This is a genomic window from Afipia massiliensis (assembly GCF_014203115.1).
In the GTDB taxonomy this organism is placed as follows: Bacteria; Pseudomonadota; Alphaproteobacteria; order Rhizobiales; family Xanthobacteraceae; genus Afipia; species Afipia massiliensis.
Genome location: NZ_JACHIJ010000001.1, coordinates 474935 through 497686 on the forward strand (window position 1 = coordinate 474935; position 22752 = coordinate 497686).

General features: G+C 61.5%; 18 protein-coding genes. 5 read left to right on the forward strand and 13 right to left on the reverse strand.

What is annotated here, in order from left to right:
* Positions 1-65 precede the first annotated feature (65 nt).
* Positions 66-875, reverse strand: a complete 810-nt coding sequence (locus tag HNQ36_RS02215) for a hypothetical protein (RefSeq protein ID WP_184082316.1) — start codon at positions 873-875, stop codon at positions 66-68.
* Positions 876-1364: 489 nt separating this feature from the next.
* Positions 1365-1934 carry a hypothetical protein gene (locus HNQ36_RS02220; RefSeq protein ID WP_184082317.1) on the reverse strand — a complete coding sequence of 190 codons (570 nt, stop codon included), beginning with the start codon at positions 1932-1934 and terminating at the stop codon, positions 1365-1367.
* Positions 1935-1954: 20 nt separating this feature from the next.
* On the opposite strand from HNQ36_RS02220, the gene HNQ36_RS02225 reads away from it, so the two are divergent.
* Both HNQ36_RS02225 and HNQ36_RS02230 read left to right on the forward strand, forming a co-directional pair.
* Positions 1955-2617: a hypothetical protein gene (locus HNQ36_RS02225; RefSeq protein WP_246395205.1), complete on the forward strand. Its 663-nt coding sequence runs from the start codon at positions 1955-1957 to the stop codon at positions 2615-2617.
* Between the two features lie 241 nt (positions 2618-2858).
* Positions 2859-3917 (forward strand): LuxR C-terminal-related transcriptional regulator, encoded by a 1059-nt coding sequence (locus HNQ36_RS02230; protein WP_184082318.1) that lies wholly within the window; start codon positions 2859-2861, stop codon positions 3915-3917.
* A 55-nt stretch (positions 3918-3972) separates the two neighbouring features.
* On the opposite strand, the gene HNQ36_RS02235 is transcribed toward HNQ36_RS02230, so the two are convergent.
* The 7 genes from HNQ36_RS02235 to HNQ36_RS02265 all read right to left on the reverse strand — a co-directional run bounded on the left by HNQ36_RS02235 (position 3973) and on the right by HNQ36_RS02265 (position 14656).
* Positions 3973-7293: a carboxyl transferase domain-containing protein gene (locus HNQ36_RS02235; RefSeq protein ID WP_184082319.1), complete on the reverse strand. Its 3321-nt coding sequence runs from the start codon at positions 7291-7293 to the stop codon at positions 3973-3975.
* A 79-nt stretch (positions 7294-7372) separates the two neighbouring features.
* Complete coding sequence (locus HNQ36_RS02240; protein ID WP_184082320.1) at positions 7373-9091, reverse strand: AMP-binding protein; 1719 nt, start codon at positions 9089-9091, stop codon at positions 7373-7375.
* A gap of 34 nt (positions 9092-9125) precedes the next feature.
* A complete protein-coding gene (locus HNQ36_RS02245; protein ID WP_184082321.1) occupies positions 9126-10001 on the reverse strand; it encodes an ABC transporter permease in 876 nt (291 codons plus the stop codon).
* A 1-nt stretch (position 10002) separates the two neighbouring features.
* Positions 10003-10956 (reverse strand): ABC transporter permease, encoded by a 954-nt coding sequence (locus tag HNQ36_RS02250; protein ID WP_046830155.1) that lies wholly within the window; start codon positions 10954-10956, stop codon positions 10003-10005.
* A 68-nt stretch (positions 10957-11024) separates the two neighbouring features.
* On the reverse strand, positions 11025-12578 hold the full coding sequence (locus HNQ36_RS02255; RefSeq protein WP_046830156.1) for an ABC transporter substrate-binding protein: 1554 nt from the start codon (positions 12576-12578) through the stop codon (positions 11025-11027).
* A gap of 18 nt (positions 12579-12596) precedes the next feature.
* Complete coding sequence (locus HNQ36_RS02260; protein ID WP_184082322.1) at positions 12597-13619, reverse strand: ABC transporter ATP-binding protein; 1023 nt, start codon at positions 13617-13619, stop codon at positions 12597-12599.
* Positions 13619-14656: an ABC transporter ATP-binding protein gene (locus HNQ36_RS02265; protein WP_246395207.1), complete on the reverse strand. Its 1038-nt coding sequence runs from the start codon at positions 14654-14656 to the stop codon at positions 13619-13621. Before HNQ36_RS02265 ends, HNQ36_RS02260 begins: the two co-directional genes overlap by 1 nt.
* A gap of 369 nt (positions 14657-15025) precedes the next feature.
* Here HNQ36_RS02265 and HNQ36_RS02270 point away from each other — a divergent pair, with 369 nt between their 5' ends.
* Positions 15026-15817 (forward strand): GntR family transcriptional regulator, encoded by a 792-nt coding sequence (locus HNQ36_RS02270; RefSeq protein ID WP_347339936.1) that lies wholly within the window; start codon positions 15026-15028, stop codon positions 15815-15817.
* Between the two features lie 89 nt (positions 15818-15906).
* On the opposite strand, the gene HNQ36_RS02275 is transcribed toward HNQ36_RS02270, so the two are convergent.
* From HNQ36_RS02275 to HNQ36_RS02290, 4 genes are all read right to left on the reverse strand, one after another.
* Positions 15907-16365 carry a carboxymuconolactone decarboxylase family protein gene (locus HNQ36_RS02275; protein ID WP_184082323.1) on the reverse strand — a complete coding sequence of 153 codons (459 nt, stop codon included), beginning with the start codon at positions 16363-16365 and terminating at the stop codon, positions 15907-15909.
* A 54-nt stretch (positions 16366-16419) separates the two neighbouring features.
* Positions 16420-17217 (reverse strand): enoyl-CoA hydratase/isomerase family protein, encoded by a 798-nt coding sequence (locus tag HNQ36_RS02280; RefSeq protein WP_184082324.1) that lies wholly within the window; start codon positions 17215-17217, stop codon positions 16420-16422.
* A gap of 210 nt (positions 17218-17427) precedes the next feature.
* Positions 17428-18801: an MFS transporter gene (locus tag HNQ36_RS02285; protein WP_184082325.1), complete on the reverse strand. Its 1374-nt coding sequence runs from the start codon at positions 18799-18801 to the stop codon at positions 17428-17430.
* A 162-nt stretch (positions 18802-18963) separates the two neighbouring features.
* Positions 18964-20064, reverse strand: a complete 1101-nt coding sequence (locus HNQ36_RS02290) for a substrate-binding periplasmic protein (protein WP_184082326.1) — start codon at positions 20062-20064, stop codon at positions 18964-18966.
* Between the two features lie 236 nt (positions 20065-20300).
* On the opposite strand from HNQ36_RS02290, the gene HNQ36_RS02295 reads away from it, so the two are divergent.
* Both HNQ36_RS02295 and HNQ36_RS02300 read left to right on the forward strand, forming a co-directional pair.
* The gene (locus HNQ36_RS02295) at positions 20301-21269 is read left to right on the forward strand and encodes a zinc-binding dehydrogenase (RefSeq protein ID WP_184082327.1); all 969 of its coding nucleotides are present in this window, start codon (positions 20301-20303) and stop codon (positions 21267-21269) included.
* 99 nt (positions 21270-21368) lie between these two features.
* Positions 21369-22736, forward strand: coding sequence for a cation diffusion facilitator family transporter (locus HNQ36_RS02300; protein ID WP_184082328.1), 1368 nt, complete (start codon positions 21369-21371; stop codon positions 22734-22736).
* Positions 22737-22752 lie beyond the last annotated feature (16 nt).

Consider the following 22752-nt stretch of genomic DNA (forward strand, 5'->3'; position numbering starts at 1 on the left):
GACAGCCGGTCATTAGCTAGAAGGGAAGCGCCCGCGCGGCGTATGCCGCGCGGGCTCCATTGGGACTAACTCAGATCACTATCGATGGTCAGATCGCGTCCAGCCACAGACATCTCGATGCTGTTGAACTGGATGTTCGCGCCCTGAGTGATAGTCTGGTTGAATGCGTCCTGCGAGATGGCCGCATCCGCGCTTGCCGCAACGCCACTGGCGGCGTTTCCGGTGATGTCGTCGATCTTCGAATCGATCTTGACATCGCCACCATGGGCCTTCGCGTCCATAGTGAAGCTACCGCCCTGATACGAGACCTTCGCATCGTACAGGAAGTCAGCATCGATCATGTTGTTCACTTGATCGATATTGAACTGGTTACCGGTGCCGAGCTTCTGATCGACCACGTCCGGCATGATCACCGAACCGAGGACATTGTGGAGATTCGAAATATCGATGACTGGACTGCTGAGTCCATCGGCCTTGAGGTCAAGATCAATCTTGACGTCAACTGCGACATTGACCTTGTTGTCGATGGTATTTGAGATCTTGTTATCGACCTTGTTGTCGAGGCTGTTATCAACCGTGTTGTTGACCTTGTTGTCGACCTTGTTCTCGTTCCAGTTGCTGTTCTTGTTGTCGTTGCTGTTCTTGTTGTCGTTGCTGTTCTTGTTGTCGTTGCTGTTCTTGTTGTCGCTCTTGGAGTCGAGCGTCTGAACAGCGATCTGGGCTTGGGCCTGACCCTGGCCCTGGCCCTGGCCCTGACCCTGAAGCTGAGCCTGAAGCTGAGCCTGCAAGTTGGCTTGCTTCTGATCCTGATTCTGATCTTGCTTCTGATCCTGCTCGTTCTTCGGGTCGTGCGTTGGTAATGGGAAGATAGGCATGACGAACTCCTGTCCGCTCTGGAGCATCGCCGTCGCCTCGAAAATCGCTGATCTTCTACGTCTGCGATTGTCTCTGCGCTACGATGCGGTTGATGCCGGATTTTCCGACTGCGATCCCCTCGCAATTGTTTGCGAGACTCCGCATCGTCAGCGTTACTTATGTGGAAGTCAGGGAATAGCCGCACATTCGGGCATCGCCCGCAGCCTTAGGCATTATGGCGTGCGCGCCATTTGGACGCTTTCGAGACCACCCATCCGCCAGATGATTGAGCGCGCTAATCCTTTCGGTTAGCTTGACTCTCCAAACGCGACAGATTTTCGGGGCTTGCAACCCGCTTGTGTGGTGCTGCCTGCTTGATGCAGCACAATTGCGGCTCATCCCGAGCTTAGCGTACGTCGCACCGGAATGCGCGACGAATTGAGCCGCCTGGTGGCTTATCCACTGGAGATCATTTTGGCGTCACACTCAATCGCACGCTTAATACCCGGTCAGGGAGCTGGAGCGTTCGATCGAAGGTGAGCCTCAAGCCGCGGCAGGATATCCCAGATGTCGCGATTGATGCGCGTCATCTCCTTGATAGTCTTGACCATGCTCTTCAATCGGGCTTCGTCCATGGGCTTCGTTTCGCCGAACTGAAGGCTGTTCTTTGTCTGCACAATTCGCATCGACTGCGTATGGGTTATCTGCCCGCTGGCATCGACAATATACATGCAGTGATTGAACTCGTTTCGCACATGCGTCGTTTCATTGAACCGATCGATGATCTTCGAAAGCGACCGGTCGAGGCTCTTGTCCTTGATCGTGATCTTCGCCAGGCGCTGGATAAGATCGAGGCGCGCTCTGGTGGTGTTGAGCGTGGCGAATGTCAGCGCCGCCGATGCCTGGTCGGTTCTCATGAGGATCATGAGAACGTAAATGAACAGGCTTTCGTTATTGGACCAGCTCGAAACCAGATTTCCGATCAGCGCCAGGATCAACGTGCGGCGATCGGCGGTTGCCGGCGCAGATGCGTTGAGCGCCTCAAAATCCGGCTTTGGTGGAAGCTGGCTTAACACCATCAGGCTGGTCCACTCCTGAGTTGATCTGGAGCATCACGTATCTTGGATGTATGATCAGGCAGGTTCCCGAACAAAACAAGGGCGCCGCGCAGATTTTGGTTTCTTTTCGGATCGGCAGGAGCGGCGGTATGCTGCGCTGGGTTCTCGATCTCTCCAGAGTCCGCAGAGCTCGCAAGGCAGCTTGCGCAGCGCTCTCCCCCATGGTCGCGAAGAGTCGCCATCGTCTTGGCGCCATACCCGACGCCGCATGGTCGAGCCCCTACATCGTCGGCTTCATGGTCATGCTGATTACGATCATCGCCAAGATTGAAATCGGAAAAATCGAAGGGCAAACCTTGTGCCTGGTGCAGGCTAAGGCATGGGAGGACATCACCGCGATGAGATCCAACCTGATCGGTGAAGAGGTTCTTCTGCTCAGTGCTGCCCGAAATCGCGATTTCGAAATCGGCTGCCAGAACGCCATGACGCTCGGCTCCATGCTGATCGGAAATTCAATCTTGAAGGTGGGCCGCAGCGCGGAGTGGCAGGATCAAAATCTCGATCTGCGAGACGATGCCACTGCGATCTGGTCGGAGCGGGACGACGTGTCTTCTCTTTGGGAACGCTTCTTCGACGCTCACGTCTCAGTACACATTTGCGACATCGAACCGGGCCTCGGAAAATCGCCTTTCGAATACTCATGAGCAGAAACGCTGTTCTACCTCGACTTTTTGAGGCGGGTTCCATGTCTCGGAACGGTGCCTCGTTGTGCAACGCGCCAAAAGCCTATCGGAAAAGCATCACAGGCTTGCAATAAACGCAGGGTATCCTAAAGTTGGATGAATTATTTGAGCAGAAAATTACGAATTCCGCAGAGCTAGCAGATTCATACGAACGGAAATCGCTTCAAGACGGAGTATTAAGTATTACGAGTAGGGGTGCGTCATGAGTATCACCGGTTATTCGCATTCATTGCGCCAAAGGCAACAAAGCTCTGCTCGCTCCCAACAGCGACTACATGTCAGTGAAGTTGTATCTTGCCCCATTGATCAAAGTAGCAGCGATCCTCCCATCAAGCGCTCGGACCAATTGCCGCAATCCTCTGTATCGACACGACCTGCACTGAGCAGCCCTCGCCATCCCTCACAGATATTGTCTGACGAACTCCGTCTCAATGCGCGAGCGAATTGCTCGAACCGGCGCGAGACGAACGGCCAGGACAGCCATCCCTCAGCGCAGCACCGCGTCAACATCAAAATCCCGACAAGACCCAACGAGGTCACGCGCGTCAACGGAGCGGCGAGAACTGATGACCCGCTTGCCGTCCCAAAGAGACCCGGACTCGTTGTAATTCATCCGCGCGCTTTCTTCCGTGACTGCTTTGTTCGCTGCCTGGAGATTTCATACACAAGCCACAACATCATGGCGTTCGCCAATATCTGCACATGGCGGGCCTCGCCGCTGGAGAGCGCCGTCAACCCTTCAATTGTGGTGTACTTCGTCGATGGCAACGACGCGTCAAGTATCACCGATCTCCAGTTTCTCGAAGCAACCGCGATAGATACACCTGTGGTCATCGTGTCAGATATCGATGACGTGAACTACGTCGTGCGAGCTCTTAAAGGCGGAGCGCGCGGATACATCCCGACAAGTTTGTCGTTCAATGTCGCCGTCGAGGCCGTGCGGCTGGTTGAAGCCGGCGGCACCTTTGTGCCTGTGAGTAGCCTGGCGATGGATGGCAGCAAACAGGAGCCGACGGCGAAAACCGGCGATCTCCTGACCGAACGACAAATGATGGTCGTCGAAGCGCTCTGTCAGGGAATGGCCAACAAACAGATCGCTTATGAGTTAGGCATGAGCGAACATACGGTGAAGGTTCATCTCCGCCACATCATGCGAAAACTCAGGGCCAGGAACAGAACCGAGGTTGCTGTGCTGACCAAGGACTTTTTTGAACGGCCGCATGAGCAAAAGCGGCTCGGTGCGGACGACGGGCCTCACTAGTAGGTCCGTCTTCCTGATCGAAGTCGCGACGCAATCGCTTTCCGGAACGCAAGTCCTACCAGGTATCGATACACGGACGCTTGCGATGCTCCCGCGGCGCCGGCTTGGGCACCGAGCGAAGTCCGGCCATGATCCAGCTTCGCGTTTCCGCCGGATCAATCACATTGTCGATCTCGAACACCGACGCGATCGAGGTGGCCTTGCCGTTGGCATACAGCTCGGCGACCTTGGCTTTGTAGTAGGCCTCCCGCTCCGCCAGATCGGCAATCGCTTCCATCTCCTTGCGGAAGCCGAGCCGGACATACCCTTCCAGTCCCATCCCGCCGAATTCGCCGGTCGGCCAGGCCGCGGTGAAGAACGACGCATGGAATCCGCCGCCGATCATCGACTGCGCGCCGAGGCCGTAACCCTTGCGGAGCACGATACCGAACAGCGGCACCGTGATGCTTGCCCCGGTCACGAACATCCGCGCAACGTGACGCACGATCGCGGTCTTCTCCGCCTCCGGCCCCACCATGAATCCCGGCGTGTCGCACAACGACACGATCGGAATGTCATAGGCGTCGCAAAGCTGCAGGAAGCGCGCGGCCTTGTCGCCCGCGTCGGCGTCGATAGCGCCGCCCAGATGCTTCGGATTGTTCGCGATCAGGCCGAACGGCTTGCCCTCGACGCGAATGAACGCCGTGATCATGCCGACGCCGAAATCACGCCGGATCTCGAGAACGGATCCCTCGTCGGCGATCAGATCGATCACCGAGCGGATGTCGTAAACCCGCAGCCGGTTCTCGGGGATCGCGCGGCGCAGCAGGCGCTGGTCCGGCGCTTTCCAGTCAGCCAGCGCGCCCTGGAAGTATGACAGATACTTCTGCGCGGCGGCGGTCGCCTCTTCCTCGTCCTTGACCAGAATATCGACAACGCCATTTGGCGACTGGAAGGAGACCGGCCCGACTTCAGCGGGATGATAGACGCCAAGACCACCGCCTTCGATCATCGCCGGGCCACCCATGCCGATCGACGCATTCTCGGTAGCAATGATGACGTCGCAGCAGCCGAGCATCGCGGCGTTGCCAGCGAAGCAGTAGCCCGAGACCACGCCAACCACCGGCACGTGTCCGGACAATCGCGCAAACTGCACGAAGGACGGGCCGTCGAGGCCGGTCATGCCCAACCGGTCGGTGTCGCCAGGCCGTCCGCCGCCACCCTCTGCGTAGAACACCAACGGCATGCGCCACTGTTCGGCGAGCGTCAGCATCCGGTCGATCTTCTTGTGATTCATGTGGCCTTGGGTGCCGGCCAGCACGGTGTAATCGTAAGAGATCACCATGCAGCGGGCATCCTGCTCGCCGAGCTTGGCGGCATTGACCGTCGCGACACCGGCGACAAGACCGTCCGCCGGCGTGTTCTTGATGAGATCATCGACCGCTCGCCGCCGGCGCTGGCCGGCAATGGCCAGCGAGCCGTACTCCATGAACGATCCCTCGTCGACGAGTTGCGCGATATTCTCCCGCGCGGTCCTCTGATTGGTCTTGCGACGGCGTTCAACCGACTGCGGCCGGTTTTCGTCCAGCGTATTGCCCTGACGCGCGATCATCTCGGCGAGATCTGGGCGAATGTAGTCGAGGTCGATCTCCGCTTCCTCCGCCGCCACCCGCTCGTCCATCTCGACCGGCTCGATGTAAAGAATGGGCTCGCCCTGCATCAGCGTGGTGCCGTCGGTCACCGCGATCCGGGTGACCTTGCCGCCCTGCTGCGCGGTGACCAGATGCTCCATCTTCATCGATTCAATAATCGCAAGCTGTTGTCCCGGATGAACCACATCGCCCTCAGCCACCGGAATCGCGACCACCGTTCCCTGCAACGGCGCGGACACTGCCACAGAGCCCGCAGGCGCAACGCCTGCATCATTCTTCTTCGTTGCCACCGTGGGGTCCGCGCCAGCGCCTGTAGGTGCGAAGAACAGCGGCGGCGCGGTTTCCCGTGCCGCGCCAACCAGCGCAGCCACGTTGGTATCTATGAAATTCGTGCTGATCTTGTTGGCGATGAAATCTGGGTTCGCCAGCAGCGCCTGCATGAAGGGAACGTTCGTGGCGACCCCGTCGATGCGAAATTCGCGCAATGTGCGTGCCGCCTTGGTCACAACGTCTGGCCAGCGCGCGGACGGCGCGTGGACAATCACCTTGGCCAGCAGCGAGTCGAAGGCCGCGCTGGTCTTGTAGCCAGCGTAACCGAACGTATCGACGCGTACCCCGGGCCCGGACGGCGGCTCGAACACCGCCAGCACGCCGCCGGTCGGCTTCGTCGCCCCGCTCTCGTCCATCACTTCCATGTTGATACGCAGTTGCATCGCGTAGCCGCGCGGCGCGGGAACAGCGGATTGCGCCAGTCCGAGCGACCCCAGCGTCGCACCATCCGCGACCGCGAGCTGCGACTTCACCAGATCTACGCCCAGCACCTCTTCCGTAACAGTGTGCTCGACCTGCAGACGCGGATTTGCCTCGATGAAGGCAAAGGCGCCATCGCCCTCGCCGGCTTCGCCATCCACCAGAAATTCGAAGGTACCGAGGCTGTCATAGTTTGCAGCCGCTGCCAGCTGCCTCGCGGCCTCAAGGATACGCGCGCGAAGGCCATCGCTCAGGGATGGACTCGGTGCGACCTCGACCAGCTTCTGGTTACGGCGCTGGATCGTGCACTCGCGTTCCCACAGGTGGCTGATCGCGCCGTGCCGGTCGCCGATGATCTGCACCTCGATATGCCGGGCCTTGCGGATCAGCCGCTCGACATAGACACCATCGCTTCCGAACGCCGCCTTCGCCTCGGACTGGCAGCGCGCATAGGCTTCCGCCAGATCGGATGCATTCTCGACGGCACGCATGCCACGGCCACCGCCACCGGCCATCGCCTTGACCATGACCGCGCCGCCCTTGCCGAGCGACGCAAAGAAGGCCTTCGCTTCGTCCAGTGTCGTCGGGCCGACCGTGCCTTCGATCACGGGAACGTTGCAGCGCTTCGCCAGCGCCTTCGCCGCGACCTTGTCTCCGAACAGTTCAAGCGCCACTGGCGATGGGCCGACGAAGACGATCCCCTCTTCCGCGCAGCGCCGCGCCAGCACAGCGTTCTCGCTGAGAAATCCGTAACCCGGATGCAGCGCGTCGCATCCGGTGGATTTTGCCGCCGAGATGACACCTTCAATATCGAGATAGGCGCGCGCGCCACGTCCGGGAATTTCGCAGGCCTTGTCCGCGGCGCGGACGTGAAGCGACAATGCGTCGTCAGCCGGATAGATCGCAACCGTGGCGAGCCCGGCGTCTGCGGCGGCACGCGCGATACGAATGGCGATCTCGCCGCGGTTGGCGATCAGCAGCTTGCGAAAGGACATAACACTCTCCGTCAGGGAACAACGTCAGTCCGGCGCGGCCACTGTGACACCGCACCGAACAAAAATTTCAGCAATCAGCTCAGGCGGCAGGCGCGGATGCGTCCAGTTCCTGCTTCTTGACCTTGCCGGTCGCGGTCATCGGCAGCGCCTGGATGATCCTCACTTCCGGCACCTTGTAGGTGGCCATCCGCTCGGCGCACCACGCGCGAATGTCTTCCGGCTTGGTCGTTCCGATCGCCTCGGGCTTGAGCTGGATGAACGCCACCGGCACCTGCCCCTTATCGGGATCTTCGCGGCCGACGACCCCCGATCCCAGCACAGCCGGATGCTGGCCGAGCAGCGCCTCGATCTCCGGCGGAAACACGCTCATGCCCTTGACCTTCAGCATCTCCTTGCGACGGCCAAGGAAGTGAATGAAGCCATCGGTATCGATGCACCCAATGTCGCCAGTGCGCAACCAGCCGTCGACGAGAGATTCAGCAGTCGCTTCCGGCTTGTTCCAGTAGCTTTTCAGAAGCGACGGTGTGCGAACGCGGATTTCACCCTCGCTTCCGAGCGGAACAAGTTCGCCGGTCTGGAAGTCCGTGATCTTGAACTCTGCACCCGGAACCGGAAGTCCGACGAAAATCGGCTGCGAAATCAGATCGAAATCGCCGTCCTGGAAACCCGCGGTGAAGGTGTTGGACGTATGGGTTTCGGTCATTCCATACGACGCCTCGGTCAGGATCGTGCCAGTGAGATCCTTCCAACGCTTGCGGTAATCCGGATTGAGCTTCTTGACGAAGGAAACCACGCGCACCTGTGTCAGTGACGACAGGTTAAACTCCTTGAAGCGCGGGTGATCCATCAACTCGACAGCGCCATCGACCGGCATCGCCGTGATGTTCACCTTGTACTTGTCGATGGCCGCGAGCGTGCTGACCGCGTCCCAGCGCGCCAGCAACACCAGCGTCGCGCCGGTGAATAGCGGGAAGATCAGGCCGAAATTTTCGCCCGCGATCCAGAACTCCGGGAAGAAGGACAGGAAGATGCTGTCTTCGTTCGACGTAACCGAAATGCCCTGATTGGCTGCCGCCGTATAGACCATATCGCGCTGCGTATGGACGCAGCCTTTCGGCATGCCCGTGGTGCCGCCGGTGTAGTTGAGCGCCGCGACATCATCAAGACCGGCGGGCGGCAGCGGCGTCGGCGCGGGTATCGCCGCGAGCGCCGGCAACAGGTCGGTCGCGCCCTGAACTGCAAGGCGCGGCCCCGTGATCGAATCCGGAACCGGAATCGAGGGCTTTGCGGGAAGCACATCGGCGAAGCTGGTGACGATGACCTCGCGCAGCTTGGTCTCGCCGCGCACTTGATCCACCGTCGCCGCAAGCTGGTCGAGCGCGACGATCACTTCGGCATCAGTATCATTCAGTTCATAGGCAAGTTCGAACGCACGCGACAGCGGGCTCACCGGCACATGAATCGCACCGAGTTTGAGGATGCCGAAGAACACGATGTGAAACTGCGGACAGTTCGGCAGGAACACCGCAACGCGATCGCCTTTGCGCACGCCCTTGGCCTGCAGCAACGCAGCGAAACGATCGCTCTGCTGATCCAGTTCAGCGTAAGTCGTCACATGACCGTAGAAAATCACCGCAGGCCGTTGCGGCCGGTCCTTCGCCCAGGCGCGCAGATACTCGGTCAGAGCCACCTCGCCGTGAGGGTAATGCGGCTTCCGAGCGATGCCCTTCGGCCACGCCTTGTCCCACAAGGCGTGCAACTGCTCGAGGTATTCCTTTTCGTTGAGGCCTGCGGCCATTCCCGTCTTCCTTCTTATTTTCAGAAATCAAATATCAGCGGCGCTTCATGGTCGGATCGAGCGCAACACGCATCGACTCGCCCAGTGTGTTGAAAGCAAGCGCCGTGAACAGAATCGCGAGTCCCGGCGGGTACATCTGCTCGGGCGCGATCTCCATGTTCTGGTAAGCGCGCGCAAGCATCGCACCCCAGCTCGGGTCCGGCGGCTGAATGCCGAGACCGAGGAAGCTGAGACTCGCTTCCGCGAGCAACGCAGCGGCCAGCAGCAGCGTCACCTGTACGATCACCGGCTGGATCGCATTCGGCAGAACGTGGCGCCACAGAATGCGGCCGGTGGACACGCCGAAGCATCGCGCCGCATCGACATAAAGCTCGTTGCGCACTACCAGCGTCCGCGCGCGCACCAGCCGCGCCAGCTGCGGCGCGAAGACGATGCCGACCGAAATCATGCCGTTGGTCAGGCCGATACCGAGCGCGCCCGTGACCGCGATTGCCAGCACGATGGCGGGAAACGACAGGAAGCTGTCGACGACACGGCTGATCGCCTCGTCAACCCAGCCGCCGAGATAACCAGCCAGCACGCCCACCGGCACGCCGATCGCCACCGCGATGGCGACCGCCAGGAAGCTCGCATAGAGCGACGCCATGCCGCCGTAGATCAGCCGGCTCAGCGTATCGCGCCCGAGATCGTCGGCGCCGAGCCAATGCTTCGCCGTCATCGGCGACAGCGCTGCATCGAGATCCTGCATCGTCGGTGAATAAGGAGATATCCACGGCCCCAGAGTCGAAATCACAATGAGGGCGAAGAGGAATGAAAGGCTCAACGCGCCGCGCAGATCGGACCGGAACCAGCGACCGAAACCAGCGAACCAGCTCGGCTTGCGTTCTGACATAACGACTGTGTCCGCCATCTCAGGAAATCCTCGGATCGAGAACGCTGTAGAGAATGTCGGTCAACAGGTTGAGACCGACCACAATCAGCACCATCGCGAAGACGACCCCCTGCACCACCGGAAAGTCCCGGTTCATCGCGGCGTTGACGATCAGGCTGCCCATGCCCGGAATGGCGAACACGGCTTCCACGACGACCGTCGCCGCCAGCATGCGATTGGCGAGCAGGCTCACCACGGTCAGAAGATTGACGCTGACGTTCTTCAGTCCATGCCGCCACAGGATCGAGGACGGCGGCAGGCCCTTGGCGTGCAGCGTGCGCACCTGCTGCGATGACAGGATTTCGACAAGCGACGACCGCAACTGCCGTGCGACCTCGGCTATACCGCCCGACGCCAGCGCTATCGCGGGCAGAAGCGCGTGACGTAAAGCGCCCCATGGATCCTGCGCGAAGGCCACTGCCCCGGTGGCCGGCAGCCAGTTCATCTCAAGTGCGAAAAAGGCCACCAGCAACATGCCGAGCCAGAAATTGGGCACGGCCACACCTAGGGAAGCAACGGCCATGACGAAGCTGTCGATCCACGAGCCCGGTCTGCTTGCCGCTGCGATCCCGAGCGGGATACCCACGAGCAGCGCCAGCATCAGTGCCATGGCGACGATCAACAACGTGTGTGGCAGGCACCGCTTGATCGAGGTGAGAACAGCCTCGCTCGACACCAGCGAATTCGAAAGATCACCATGCGCGGCTTTCCAGAGCCACGTCCCGTATTGAACGAAGAACGGCCGGTCGAGGCCGTAGATTTCACGAATTTCCGCGATCCGCTGCTCCGACGCATTGTCCCCCGCCAGCGTCACGGCGACATCGCCCGGCACAAGCTTGAGCAAACCAAAGACGATGAAGGTCGACAACACGATCACTGGCAACGTCTGAAGCAGACGGCGGCCGATGATGCTGAGCTTGGCGGCGGTAATCATGACGAAACCAGACCTTCGATGACCGAATGACCGGCGCCGCGCTCATCGCAGCGGCGCCGGTATGGGTGTTATCCCAGCGAGATGTTTTCGAACTTCGGCTTGCCGAGCAGGTTTGGCTTGAAGCCCTTCACCTTCTCGGACAGCGCGTCGATCTCGAACTGGAACGCGAGCGGAGCGGACAGCGCGTTTTCCATCGTGAAGCGCTGGATTTTCGCGAACACGGCAGCGCGCTTGGTCAGGTCTTCGCTTTCGCGGCTTTCCTGAATCATCGCCGACAGTTCGGGAGCCGCGAGACGACCGGCGTTGTAGTAAGCGCCCTTATCGAAACCGAGCGCATAGGTCATGCTCGGGTCCGGCCGCCCGGTCCATGCGGACACCAGCAGATCGAACTTCTTCTCGGTGGCGAAGAACTGCGAACTGATTTCCGCGATCGTGCCCCGCGAGAACTTGAGCCGGATTCCGGCCTTGCCGAGCTGATCCTGAATCACCTCGCCGCGGCGAACCGAGTCCTGATCCATGTAGCCGCCGATGGTCAGTTCAAGACCATCCTTGAAGCCCGCCTCCGCCAACAGCTTGCGCGCCTTGTCGGGATCATGCGGATAGAGATTGGCGATGGACTTGTCATAGGCCCAGTGCGTGCTGGGCAATGTCATTCTTGCCGGCTCGCCGAGGCCGTTCATCGTCGCTTTGACGAAGGCGTCGCGGTCCAGCGCGAAGTTGATCGCCTGCCGGACCTTGACGTTGTCGAGCGGCGCGCGGGCGTGATTGAAGTAGATCTGAATGCAGTACAACGTCGGCGACGTCACGGTCGTGAGGTTCTTCGCGCGATCGATCACCGGCTTCAGCCGCGCGGGCAGTGCGAACGACATATCGTTCTGGCCGGCAACCACCGAGCGCAGCGCAGTCGCAAGTTCCGGAATGATGTTGAACTCGATACCGTCGAGATACGGCCGTCCCGGACGCCAGTAGCTTTCGTTGCGGGTCACGACGATGATTTCGTTGTCAGCCCACCGCACGAATTTCCACGGTCCGGCGCCCACCGGCTTGCGGTCGGTGTCGTTGCCGAGCGCCTTGATGTTGGTCGGAGATACCATCATGCCTGCGCGGTCGGAGAAGATCGCCGGCAGCGCGCTGTCCGCGTTCTTGAGCTTCAGCGTGACCTGCAGCGGGCCAGTCACTTCGACCGATTCAACGCTGGTGAGATCTGCCTTCACGTTCGAGCGCTGGTCCTGACGGCCGCGATCGATGTTGAACTTGACCGCTTCGGCATCGAGCGGCGTACCGTCGTGAAACTTGATGCCGCTCTGAATGTCGAACACCAGAGTCTTGGGGTCCGGGTAGCTCCACTTGGCGAGACCCGGCTTTGGCTTCAGCGTCGGATAATCCCATTCGACCAGCGTGTCGTACATGGTCCAGAGAATGCTGTGATCGGAGCCTGCACCGCCCGTCGCCGGATCAAGCGAGGATGGGTTGGCCGGCGCGGCAATCTTCAGGATGCCGCCCTTCTTTTGCTCCTGGGCAAACGCCGGCAGCCCGAAGGTGCTTGCGGCAGCAGCGCCACCGATCAGCGCCAGCATCTCGCGGCGGTGCAACGCGCCCACCATGTGATCGAACTTCTTCATTTTTGTTTCCTCCTTTTGTTACTGCGCGCGAGGCGCATTTTGATTGTCTGGCGGCGGACCTTCCACCGTGGCGAAATGACAGGCGACCGAATGTCCGGGCTTTAGTTCGCGCCACGCAGGCACTTCGGCCGCGCAGCGCGGCTGAACCGAAGGACAGCGGGTGCGAAACCGGCAGCCCGACGGCGGAGCAACCGGGCTCGGGATTTCTCCCTGGAGAATGATCCGCTTATCAACCCGCATGCTGGACGGCAGCGGAACAGGCTCCGACGACAGAAGCGCCCGCGTATACGGATGAAACGGCCGCTCGATTACGTCTTCCGTCTGGCCAAGCTCCATCAGCCTGCCGAGATAGGTCACGGCGACGCGATCGGAGACATGGGAGACAACCGAAATATCGTGGGTGATGAAAACGTAGGTCAGCCCGAATTCGCGCTGCAGGTCGCTGAAAAGATTGAGCACGTCGCCGCGGATCGAGACGTCGAGCGCGGCCACGACCTCGTCGCAGACGATGACCTTGGGGCGCAGGGTCAGAACCCGCGCGATGTTAACGCGCTGCTTCTGGCCGCCCGAAAGCTGATGCGGATACCGGCCAGCGGTTTCGGGCGAGAGCCCTACCCGCTCCAGTGCCGCGACTCCGCGCTTGCGGCGCGATGCGTCGTTGCCCTCTCGCATCACTTCCAGCGGCTCGATCACGCTGTCGATGATCGTCATCCGCGGATTGAGCGCCGCATTGGGATCCTGGAAGATGATTTGATAATCGCGCCGGTGTTTTCTGAACTGGCTGGTGCTGAGCGATTCAGGATCGGTGCCGTTGTGCAGGATGTGTCCGTGCGTCGGTGCAATCAGCGACACGAGCGCCCGGCCCAGCGTGGTCTTGCCGGAGCCGGATTCACCGATCACGCCGAAGGTTTCTCCGGCCCGGACTTCAAAGTCCATTCCGTCGATCGCCTTCACCGTATCGCGGCCATCGCGCGTCGGAAAAAGAATGCGCAGATCGCGCACCGCAAGAATGTCTTTGGTTGCGGAATTGGTCTCGGCCATCAGTTCACCGCTCCCGGCAGATTGAGATCGGGCGCGCGCCAGCAACGCGCCAGACGGTCCGGCTCCACCTCGATCATCGGCTGTTCGCGCTCGCATCCGTCTGCCGCGTGCATGCAGCGGGGACGAAAACGGCAACCGGCGGGCATGCCGGTCGGCGACGGGACACGGCCCGGAATCGACGGCAGCACGCCGCGGCGCTGACTGAGGCCAGGCAACGAACGCAGAAGTCCCGACGTATACGGATGACGCGGCCGCAGCAGCGCGTCATCGACCGGCGCGTCTTCGACAACCTCACCGGCATACATGGTGATCATGCGGGTGCAGACTTCGGCGACCACGCCGAGATCGTGGGTAATGAAAATCAGCGCGGTCCCGGTTCGCTCGCTCAGCGAGCGTAGAAGATCGGTGATCTGGGCCTGCACCGTGACGTCGAGCGCCGTCGTCGGCTCGTCCGCGATCAGGAGCTTCGGCTTGCAGATCAGCGCCATCGCGATCATCACGCGCTGGCGCATGCCGCCGGATAACTGGTGCGGATACTCGTCGCAGCGCCGCTCCGGCGCGGGAATGCCGACTTCCGCAAGCGCGGCGATAGCGCGCTCGCGTCCTTCGGCACGGCTGGCCGGGAAATGCGCCCGATAGGCTTCGCTGATCTGGTCTCCGACGGTGAAGACGGGATCGAGCGCGCTCATCGGCTCCTGAAAGATCATCGCAATGTCGCGGCCTCGCACGGCCCGCATCTGTCGCGGCGAGAGCCCTGCGAGGTTAGTGCCTTCGAACAGGATTTCGCCTCGCACGCGCGCCGATTGTGGCGGCAGCAGGCGCAGCAGCGAAAGGCCCGTCACCGTTTTGCCGCAGCCGCTCTCACCAACAATTCCGACCCGCTCGCCGGGCTTGATCGAAAAGCTCACGTTCTTGGTTATCGGCAATTCACCTTCGTTCGTTGCGAAGGAGAGCGAAAGACCGCGCACATCGAGCAGCCGCGACGCGGACTGCGGACGCATCACCGTGGGGTCGGACAATTCCGTCGCGCTGACCATCGCGCGATCAGACGCAAAGCTGAAAAGAGCGGGACTTCAGAGCCGGTACGCACACCGCGCGGTCGTTACGGCAACCCTTTCCGGCCACCGGAGTCACAAATACCAAGGTCGCACGCGGTGCCGTCATCAGTTGCTCCATCCCTGTATTGCCCGGTCTTTCTGCCGGGTAACGATCGTCCGCCTTTTGAGCCCCAATCAGTTAAATCGAGACCTGAACAAGCGTTTGTCCCGGTAAAAGCGAGAGGCTCGCCTGCCGGGGTGACGTCTCAGGCATGAAAGGTCATCATTTGTCGATTGTCAACAATTGACTTTCTACAGTAAATAGAACCACGGGGCTCGATCCACGGGCCCCAGATAGAGAGTCAGACCGTGGCACCACTCCTGCGAGCACCAACGAGCCGAGGCGACGACGATTCCGAGAGAAAGTTCGCTGCGCGGACGATCCCCGATCAGGTCGCCGACGAACTCGGCGCCGAGATTGTCGCCGGCCGCCGCAAGGCCGGGGAACGCCTGGTCGAGCTAGACCTTGCGCGGGACTTTGGCGTCAGCCGGGGTCCGATCCGCGAGGCCATTCGCATTCTCGAACGCCGCCGCCTCGTCGAGTTGCTGCCGCGGCGCGGCGCTTATGTGCGGCCACTCTCGCTGAAATCTATCGCCGACCTGTTCAACGTGCGCATGGCGCTTTCGCTGCTGGCGGTTCGCGCGATGGCAACATCCCCTATCGAAAGCTATGTCGAAACACTGGCACGGCGTTGCGCGGAATTGAACGAACTGGTCGAGACCGGCGATCCGATGGCCTTCGCACGCGTCACGACACGCGCGGTCAAAACCGTTGCGCGCGGCTCGGGCAACGAACTTCTGGTGGAGTTGCTTACCGACCTCGCCAATCAAACGGTCTGGACGACGATCTGGAAGTCGCCGCTCGACTACCAGACTCGCGACCTGAGGCGACTGGCAACAGATCTAATGACGTCGACTCTGGAATCCATCAAGCGCCGAGATCCGGAAGCGGCGGTCGCAAGCCACGGCAAACTGCTTGAGGAAGACCGCGACCGTGCATTGGCATCGCTGTCCCAGTTGCGGGGAGAGGCGTTCGACCTCCGCGCAATTTCACAGCCGGACGCGCGCCCTGCCCCCGATGACATCGTGCGGGTTGGCTGATCACCGTTGCGTTTGCGCAAATTGACAAAGCAGGCCTGATCAGCCGCCGCAGAAACCCGCGGCGGCGGCATCTCCGGCGGGCATGACGGTCAGGCGACAGCCGCCGCCTTCACCGGATGGATGAACCTGAAGCTGATCGCGATCCTGTTCCAGGCATTGATGGTGGCCACCAGCATAGTCAGCTTGACGATTTCCTCGTCCGAGAAACTGCCGCGAAGCTGCTCGTACACGTCGTCGGGAACATTGGTCTGCGACACCAATGTCACGGATTCGGTCCAGGCCAGCGCCGCACGTTCGCGATCGGTGTAGAGCGGCGATTCACGCCAGGTGCTCAGCACATAGAGCCGTTCCTCGGTTTCGCCCAGCGCGCGGGCATCCCGGGTATGCATGTGGATACAGAACGCGCAGCCGTTGATCTGCGAGGCGCGTGTCTTGACCAGTTCGATCAGCGATTTCTCCAGCCCGCTGGCCATAACGGCAGCTTCAAGCGCGCCGAGCGCCTTCATGATGTCGGGCGCAACCTTGTGCGGGCTCAGTCTCGCTTTCATGAATCACTCTCCCAAATGTTTGCTTGTCCAAAATTCCGGTTGCGGATGGTATCTTCACTTGCCTTTGAAGGTCGGCTGCCGCTTGGCGAGAAACGCGCCGACACCTTCCGCGAAGTCCGCAGTCCCGATGCACGCACCGAACGCCACCGCCTCGGCCTCCATCTGATCGTGCATTGAATTGTCCAGCGAACCCCGCAGCAGCGCCTTGGCTTTTCCAAGCGCGAAAGTCGGCCCGTCGGCGAGACGGCGCGCGAGCTTTTCGGTCTCGCTCGCCAGATCGGCCGCCGGCACCACGCGATTGACCAGACCGAGCCGGAGCGCTTCCGGCGCATCATAGACGTCCGACAGCAGCGCAATTTCCATCGCCTTGCGCAGGCCGACGAGCCGCGGCAGCGACCACGACGACGATCCGTCCGGGCTGGTGCCGAGCTTCGAATAGGCCAGCGTGAAAATCGCGGTATCGGCAGCAATGGCGAGATCCGTGGAAAGCGCAATGCTCATGCCCGCCCCGGCCACAGGCCCGTGCAGGCTCGCGATCACCGGCTGCGGCAGCCCCGCCAGAATTTCGAGGCCTTCGTGCAGCGGCTCCATGATCGTCGGCACGCGCTTGCGAACTTCTTCCGCCGGTCCCTGAAACGTGGAGACATCGCCGCCCGCCATGAAGGCGCGGCCCTCGCCTGCGATGATGACGACGCGATTTCCGGAATCCGCAGCGACGCTTTTGCAGGCCGCGAGAAATGCCTCCGCGGCGGCCACGTTGAGCGCGTTCAGGACTTTGGGACGGTTGAAAACGATGCGGGTGATCGGCCCATCGACCTTCAGAAGCACCGGCTGTTCATCGGTCACTGACATCTCCCTTAGTGTGGTGGTCGCAAGTCCGCATCATTCCTACAGCGCGTTCTTTTGCGGACTTGCGAACCAAAACCACACTAAAATTATCATTTCTAGTGTCCTGTTGAATCCGAAGTTCGCTATGGAGCGCGCTGCAAAATAAGGCGAACTTCGGATTCAGGACACTAGACTGTTTCTTTTAACAATCGGTAGGCCGGAAAATCCGGAGCGTCAACGCACAGTCAGGCGCAGGAAGCTCATGACACAGCCGAGCGCTCCGAACCCCGCCCCCAGCGCCAGTGCCAGCGTCGCGCCCTCGCTACCCGCGAGCGCAAAACATAACGCAGCCAGCGCCGCGCCCGTCGTCTGCCCGATCAACCGCGCGGTGGCGACGATACCGCTCGCCCCGCCGCTGCGCCCGTCCGGTGCGCTGCTCATGATGGCCTTCATGTTCGGAGACTGGAAGAAGCCGAAGCCGCAGCCGCAAATCGCCATGCGCCAGACAATATCGAAAACGCTTGGTGACGGCGGCAGCATCGCCAGCAGCGCCATGCCGATACCGAGCATCAGCAGCCCCAATCCGCCAAGCATCCCGGCGGAATGACGATCCGACAGCCGCCCCGCGATCGGCGCCATGATGCCGACCACCACCGACCACGGCGTCATGAAGAAGCCGGTCTCAACGGGGGTCCGGTGCAACACATCCTCGAAGTAGAACGGGAGCGAGACGAAAGCGAGGCCCTGCACTGCGAACGAACAAACCGCGGTGGCGACAGAAAGGGAGAACATCGGCCTGCGAAACAGATCGACCGGCAGCATCGGGGCCGGATGGCCCGCCTGCCTGCGGATCAGCAACGCGCCGAAGATGACAGCGCCCACAAGCTCGACGGCGACAACGGCAGCGGACGCCCCGTGCGCGGCACTGCCGATCCCCACGATGAAAAGACAGAGGCTTATCGATGTCAGCAACGCACCGGGAAAGTCGAAGGTGTGGGCGGCGCGCGGTGTCTGCGGCAGTGTTTTCATGCCGATCAGCATCGCGGCGACACCGAATGGAATATTGATCGCAAACAGCCACGGCCACGACGCCACTGCCAGAATGCCGGATGCGAGCGCCGGACCGATCGTGAATGCCGTCGCCACCACCAGCGCGTTGTTGCCGAAGCCGCGTCCGTGAAGCCTTGAGGGATAAACAAACCGGACCAGCGCCGTGTTGACGCTCATCACACCAGCCGCGCCCAATCCTTGCAGCACGCGCGCAACCAGCAACGACGGCAACGACCATGCCAGCGCGCAGGCCAGTGAAGCCAGCGTGAACAGCAGCAATCCGCCAAAGTAGATGCGTTGATGGCCGACGATTTCGCCGAGCGCCGCCAGCGGCAGCAATGTCGCCACCATGGCGATCTGATAGACGTTGACAACCCAGATGACGTCGGCGGGCGTCGTACTGAGATCGGCCGCAATCGCCGGAAGCGCGATGTTGGCGATCGCGGTATCGAGCGCAGCCATCGCCAGAGCGGTGAAGATCGCAAGAACGGCCCATCGCCTTCGCTCGGGCGGAAGGCCATCCGTCACCGGAGCCAGCTTCGCTGAAATTGCGTCCATTCCGCGAAGTGTCCTGCAAGCAGCTCGCACGTGGCGTGATGTGCGTATGTAGCCGGAATAGGCTTCGGCCTGCACTGGCGGCGCTGCATGCGGCATATGCGTGCGCGATAGCAGTATCGAACGGCTACACGATCACGTGAGGATTCACCCTCGCATGCGCGCTCAGGGCGAACTCAGCGAATCCTCGCCGAGGTAGCGGATGCGCGCCTCGGTCCATTCCTCTTTCTGGATCGTATCGAGGATGGCAATCGACAGCATCTTGCGCAGCGGGCTATCGGGCGGCACGGCGAACGCGTAATTCTGCGCTTCGATGGAAATATCCAGCACCTTGAGCCGCGACGCATAACCCTGACGGATGGCCCACGCCAGCAGCGGTTTGTCATAGACGAAGGCGTCGAGGCGTCCCGCACGCAGCGCCTTCAGACCATCGCGGGCGGTTTCATAGGGCTGAAACTTAAGCTTGCGCCTGAGGAGATCGCCCTCCGACGACGTTCCCTTGACGGTGCCGACGCGAACGGATGCCAGATCGGAGATACCGGTAATTGTCCCCTGAATTTGCGATGTGGTCAGCACCGATGTGACGCCGGCCGTAAACACCGCAATCGTGATCACCGACACCACCAGCCAGATGGTCGCGACGAACCGGCCGAGAATGGTTTGCGGCCCCTTCTCCGCCGACGATCTCTGCGTCATCGCCAATGTCGACCACCATACGCTGGAGCTGATGCCCTTGGTGACGCCTCCGCCGAAATACTCGTTCTGCCGCCGCTCGAGCAACCAAACGAGAATGCCGGCGCCCAGCGTCAGCCCGATCAGCGCAACGATCGCCTGCAGAAAATTGAACGAGGTCATCGCCCGGCGCAGCGTGCCCCAGTTCATGACGCTCACGACCGGAACGGCGATGCCCGTACCGGTCGAATAATAAGCCTGCGTGAAATCGAGAATCTTCTCGCGGTCGACGGTGACCGTGATCGCGCCGATCGCGATGTCGAGATTTCCGGCAGCCGTTTCCCGGATCAACTCCGGCATGTCCTTCGTTTCGACGAAGCGATACTTCAGATTCTCAGCCTTCGCGACCTGACGCCAGAGCTCGACGCTGAGGCCCGACCACGCGCCATCGGCGCCCTTCACCGCGAATGGCGGCGCATCCTTCACGCCGACCACGAGTTCGCGCTGCGGAATCGCCGATGTCGTCTCCTCCGCCTGCGCGAACGGCAGGACCGAGAGCAACATGACCACCAGACAGGCCATCCGCAGGATCATCGTCTCTCCGCGCAAGGATGCTATCCGCAGGCAGGTGCCGCGAATCCGATAACGAAGCTGTGACAGAATTCGGTGAGCGCCGCCTTACCAAAATGCGGGTCATTGTCGGCTATTTCGCCGCGTCGGCCATAGGCGCTGTCTCGACAAGTGCCGGGGATGCTGGTTTTACGCGACCGCGAAAGTACTGCTATACCCTGAAGACCATCCTCAGCGCGCGTAACTCAGAGAGCAATCCGATGAAGGCTTATGTTTACGGCGCGAACGGCGCCGCGATCAACGATGTGCCGAAGCCCTCGCCGAAAGGTACGCAGGTTCTGGTGAAAGTCCACGCCTGCGGCATGAACCGCGCGGACCTTGGCATGATCAAGGGGCATGTTCACGGCGCGGCCGGCGGCGTCGGCACCGTGCTGGGCATGGAGTGGGCGGGAGAGATTGTCGAACTCGGCCCCGATGCAAGCGGCCTCAAGCCCGGCGACCGGGTGATGGGCTCCGGCCCCGGCGGCTACGCGGAATATGCGGTGACCGATCACGGCCGCCTCTTCCCTATTCCGGCGTCCATGAGTTTCGAGCAGGCGGCCACGCTGCCGATCGCCTTGTCCACGATGCACAATGCCGTGGTCACCAACGGCGCGCTCCAGCCGGGCCAGGCTGTTCTGGTGCAAGGCGCGAGTTCAGGCGTCGGATTGATGGCGCAGCAGATCGCGAAGCTCAAGGGCGCGAAGCTGGTGATCGGATCGTCCACGGATGCCGCGCGCCGCGCGCAACTCACCGCCCACGGTGCGGACATGGCGATCGACTCGAATGATCCGGCGTGGGTCGATCAGGTCCTGAAGGCCACCGGCGGCGCAGGCGTCGATGTCATCATCGATCAGGTCTCCGGCAAGCTCGCCAATCAGAACCTTGCGGCAACGAAAGTGCTCGGCCGCATCGTCAACGTCGGGCGGCTCGGCGGCAGCCACGGCGATTTCGATTTCGATCTGCATGCCGCGCGCCGCATCTACTACATCGGCGTGACCTTCCGCACCCGTTCGATCGAGGAAATCCGCGACATCTTCGCGAAGGTCAAACAGGACATCTGGCCTGCGGTGGAATCCGGCAAGCTGAAGCTGCCGATCGACCGCGTGTTCGCGTTCGGCGACATCGCGCAGGCTGTGGACTACATGTCGGCGAACAGGCATTTCGGCAAGATTGTCCTCAAGCTCTGACGTACTGTCGCTCCTGCGAATGATACGCATTTTGAATCGCGAACTCCCGCATTGACGTTCACTGCACGGCCGTGACAAGACCCGCGCATTGAGGAGCCGATGAGCGCAGTCAAGCAACGGGTCGCTGTCATTTCGATTGCCGCCAGCGCCAGCATGGCTGCGGTCAAATTCGCCGTGGGCGTCGCCATCGGCAGTATCGCGCTGATCTCCGAAGCGCTGCACTCGTCGGTCGATCTGATTGCCACCGTCGTGACATGGATCGTGGTGCGGGTGTCTGACAAGCCCGCCGACGCCGAGCATCATTACGGCCATGGCAAGCTCGAAAGCCTCTCGGCGCTTGGCGTGATCGCCCTGCTCTATATCCTGGCCGGCGGCATCGTGGTCGAATCCTACAGTCGCCTGCGCGAAGGCGCGGCACCGCCAACACTAACCGCTTTGCCGTTCGTTGTTCTGGTGGTGGACATCGTGGTGAACTTCTGGCGTGCGCGGGCGCTCCATCGCACGGCGATGGAAACCAAGAGCCAGGCGCTGGAAGCCGACGCGCTGCATTTTGCCTCGGATGTGCTGGGCTCGTTCGCCGTCATCATCGGCCTCGGCCTTGCGGCATTCGGCTATGCCTGGGGCGATGCCGGTGCGGCGATCGCGGTGGCAGTGCTGATTTCAATTCTGGGATTGCGGCTGGGAAAAACGACCATCGAGACGCTGCTGGATCGCGCGCCCGAAGGCGCCTCCGAGAAGGCCGAAGCGGCCATCCGCGCCATTCCCGGCGTCGTTGATGTGGAGCGGCTGCGGGTGCGCATGGTCGGCGCCCGGCACTTCGTCGATGCGACCGTGCAGGTGCCCCGTACCTACCCCATCGACCGCATCGATAGCATCAAGCGCAAGGCGCAGGACGCCGTGACCGGCGCGCTTTACGACGCCGATCTGACCTTTACCGCCGTGCCGGTGGCGCGCGACAACGAAAGCGTGCGCGAGCGAATCATGGTGATCGCCCGCAACTCGGGTCTGGCGATCCATCATGTCACCGTGCATGACCTCGGCGGGAAGCTGACCGTCAGCATCGACCTCGAGGTCGACGGCGACATGCCGCTAAACGAGGCCCACGACATCGCGCACGGGCTCGAACATGCCATCCGCGATGAATTCGGCGCCGACGTCGAGGTCGATACCCACATCGAGCCGCTCGAGCCCGAGCTGCCGCACGGCACCGACGCCGCCATCAGCCGCGTCGAGACCATCCAGCAGGCCCTGTCGCGCTTCGCGGCCGAGAGCGGGGCGATTCACGACGTGCACAATGTGCGGGTGCGCGACACCGACGCCGGCGAAATCGTCAATTTCCACTGCCGCGCGGTGCCGTCGATGAGCGTGATCGCGGTTCACGAGAAGGTCGACGAGATCGAGCGCGCCCTGCGCCGCGCGTTTCCGTCCGTGAAGCGCGTCATCAGCCACGCCGAGCCCGCGCGCTAGCGAGTCGTACCTTGCC

Bases quoted from the DNA above. Each gene is read 5' to 3' on its own strand.
- HNQ36_RS02215 (WP_184082316.1), bottom strand. From the start codon at position 875: ATGCCTATCTTCCCATTACCAACGCACGACCCGAAGAACGAGCAGGAT.
- HNQ36_RS02220 (WP_184082317.1), bottom strand. From the start codon at position 1,934: ATGGTGTTAAGCCAGCTTCCACCAAAGCCGGATTTTGAGGCGCTCAAC.
- HNQ36_RS02230 (WP_184082318.1), top strand. From the start codon at position 2,859: ATGAGTATCACCGGTTATTCGCATTCATTGCGCCAAAGGCAACAAAGC.
- HNQ36_RS02235 (WP_184082319.1), bottom strand. From the start codon at position 7,293: ATGTCCTTTCGCAAGCTGCTGATCGCCAACCGCGGCGAGATCGCCATT.
- HNQ36_RS02240 (WP_184082320.1), bottom strand. From the start codon at position 9,091: ATGGCCGCAGGCCTCAACGAAAAGGAATACCTCGAGCAGTTGCACGCC.
- HNQ36_RS02245 (WP_184082321.1), bottom strand. From the start codon at position 10,001: ATGGCGGACACAGTCGTTATGTCAGAACGCAAGCCGAGCTGGTTCGCT.
- HNQ36_RS02250 (WP_046830155.1), bottom strand. From the start codon at position 10,956: ATGATTACCGCCGCCAAGCTCAGCATCATCGGCCGCCGTCTGCTTCAG.
- HNQ36_RS02255 (WP_046830156.1), bottom strand. From the start codon at position 12,578: ATGAAGAAGTTCGATCACATGGTGGGCGCGTTGCACCGCCGCGAGATG.
- HNQ36_RS02260 (WP_184082322.1), bottom strand. From the start codon at position 13,619: ATGGCCGAGACCAATTCCGCAACCAAAGACATTCTTGCGGTGCGCGAT.
- HNQ36_RS02265 (WP_246395207.1), bottom strand. From the start codon at position 14,656: ATGGTCAGCGCGACGGAATTGTCCGACCCCACGGTGATGCGTCCGCAG.
- HNQ36_RS02275 (WP_184082323.1), bottom strand. From the start codon at position 16,365: ATGAAAGCGAGACTGAGCCCGCACAAGGTTGCGCCCGACATCATGAAG.
- HNQ36_RS02280 (WP_184082324.1), bottom strand. From the start codon at position 17,217: ATGTCAGTGACCGATGAACAGCCGGTGCTTCTGAAGGTCGATGGGCCG.
- HNQ36_RS02285 (WP_184082325.1), bottom strand. From the start codon at position 18,801: ATGGACGCAATTTCAGCGAAGCTGGCTCCGGTGACGGATGGCCTTCCG.
- HNQ36_RS02290 (WP_184082326.1), bottom strand. From the start codon at position 20,064: ATGATCCTGCGGATGGCCTGTCTGGTGGTCATGTTGCTCTCGGTCCTG.
- HNQ36_RS02295 (WP_184082327.1), top strand. From the start codon at position 20,301: ATGAAGGCTTATGTTTACGGCGCGAACGGCGCCGCGATCAACGATGTG.
- HNQ36_RS02300 (WP_184082328.1), top strand. From the start codon at position 21,369: ATGAGCGCAGTCAAGCAACGGGTCGCTGTCATTTCGATTGCCGCCAGC.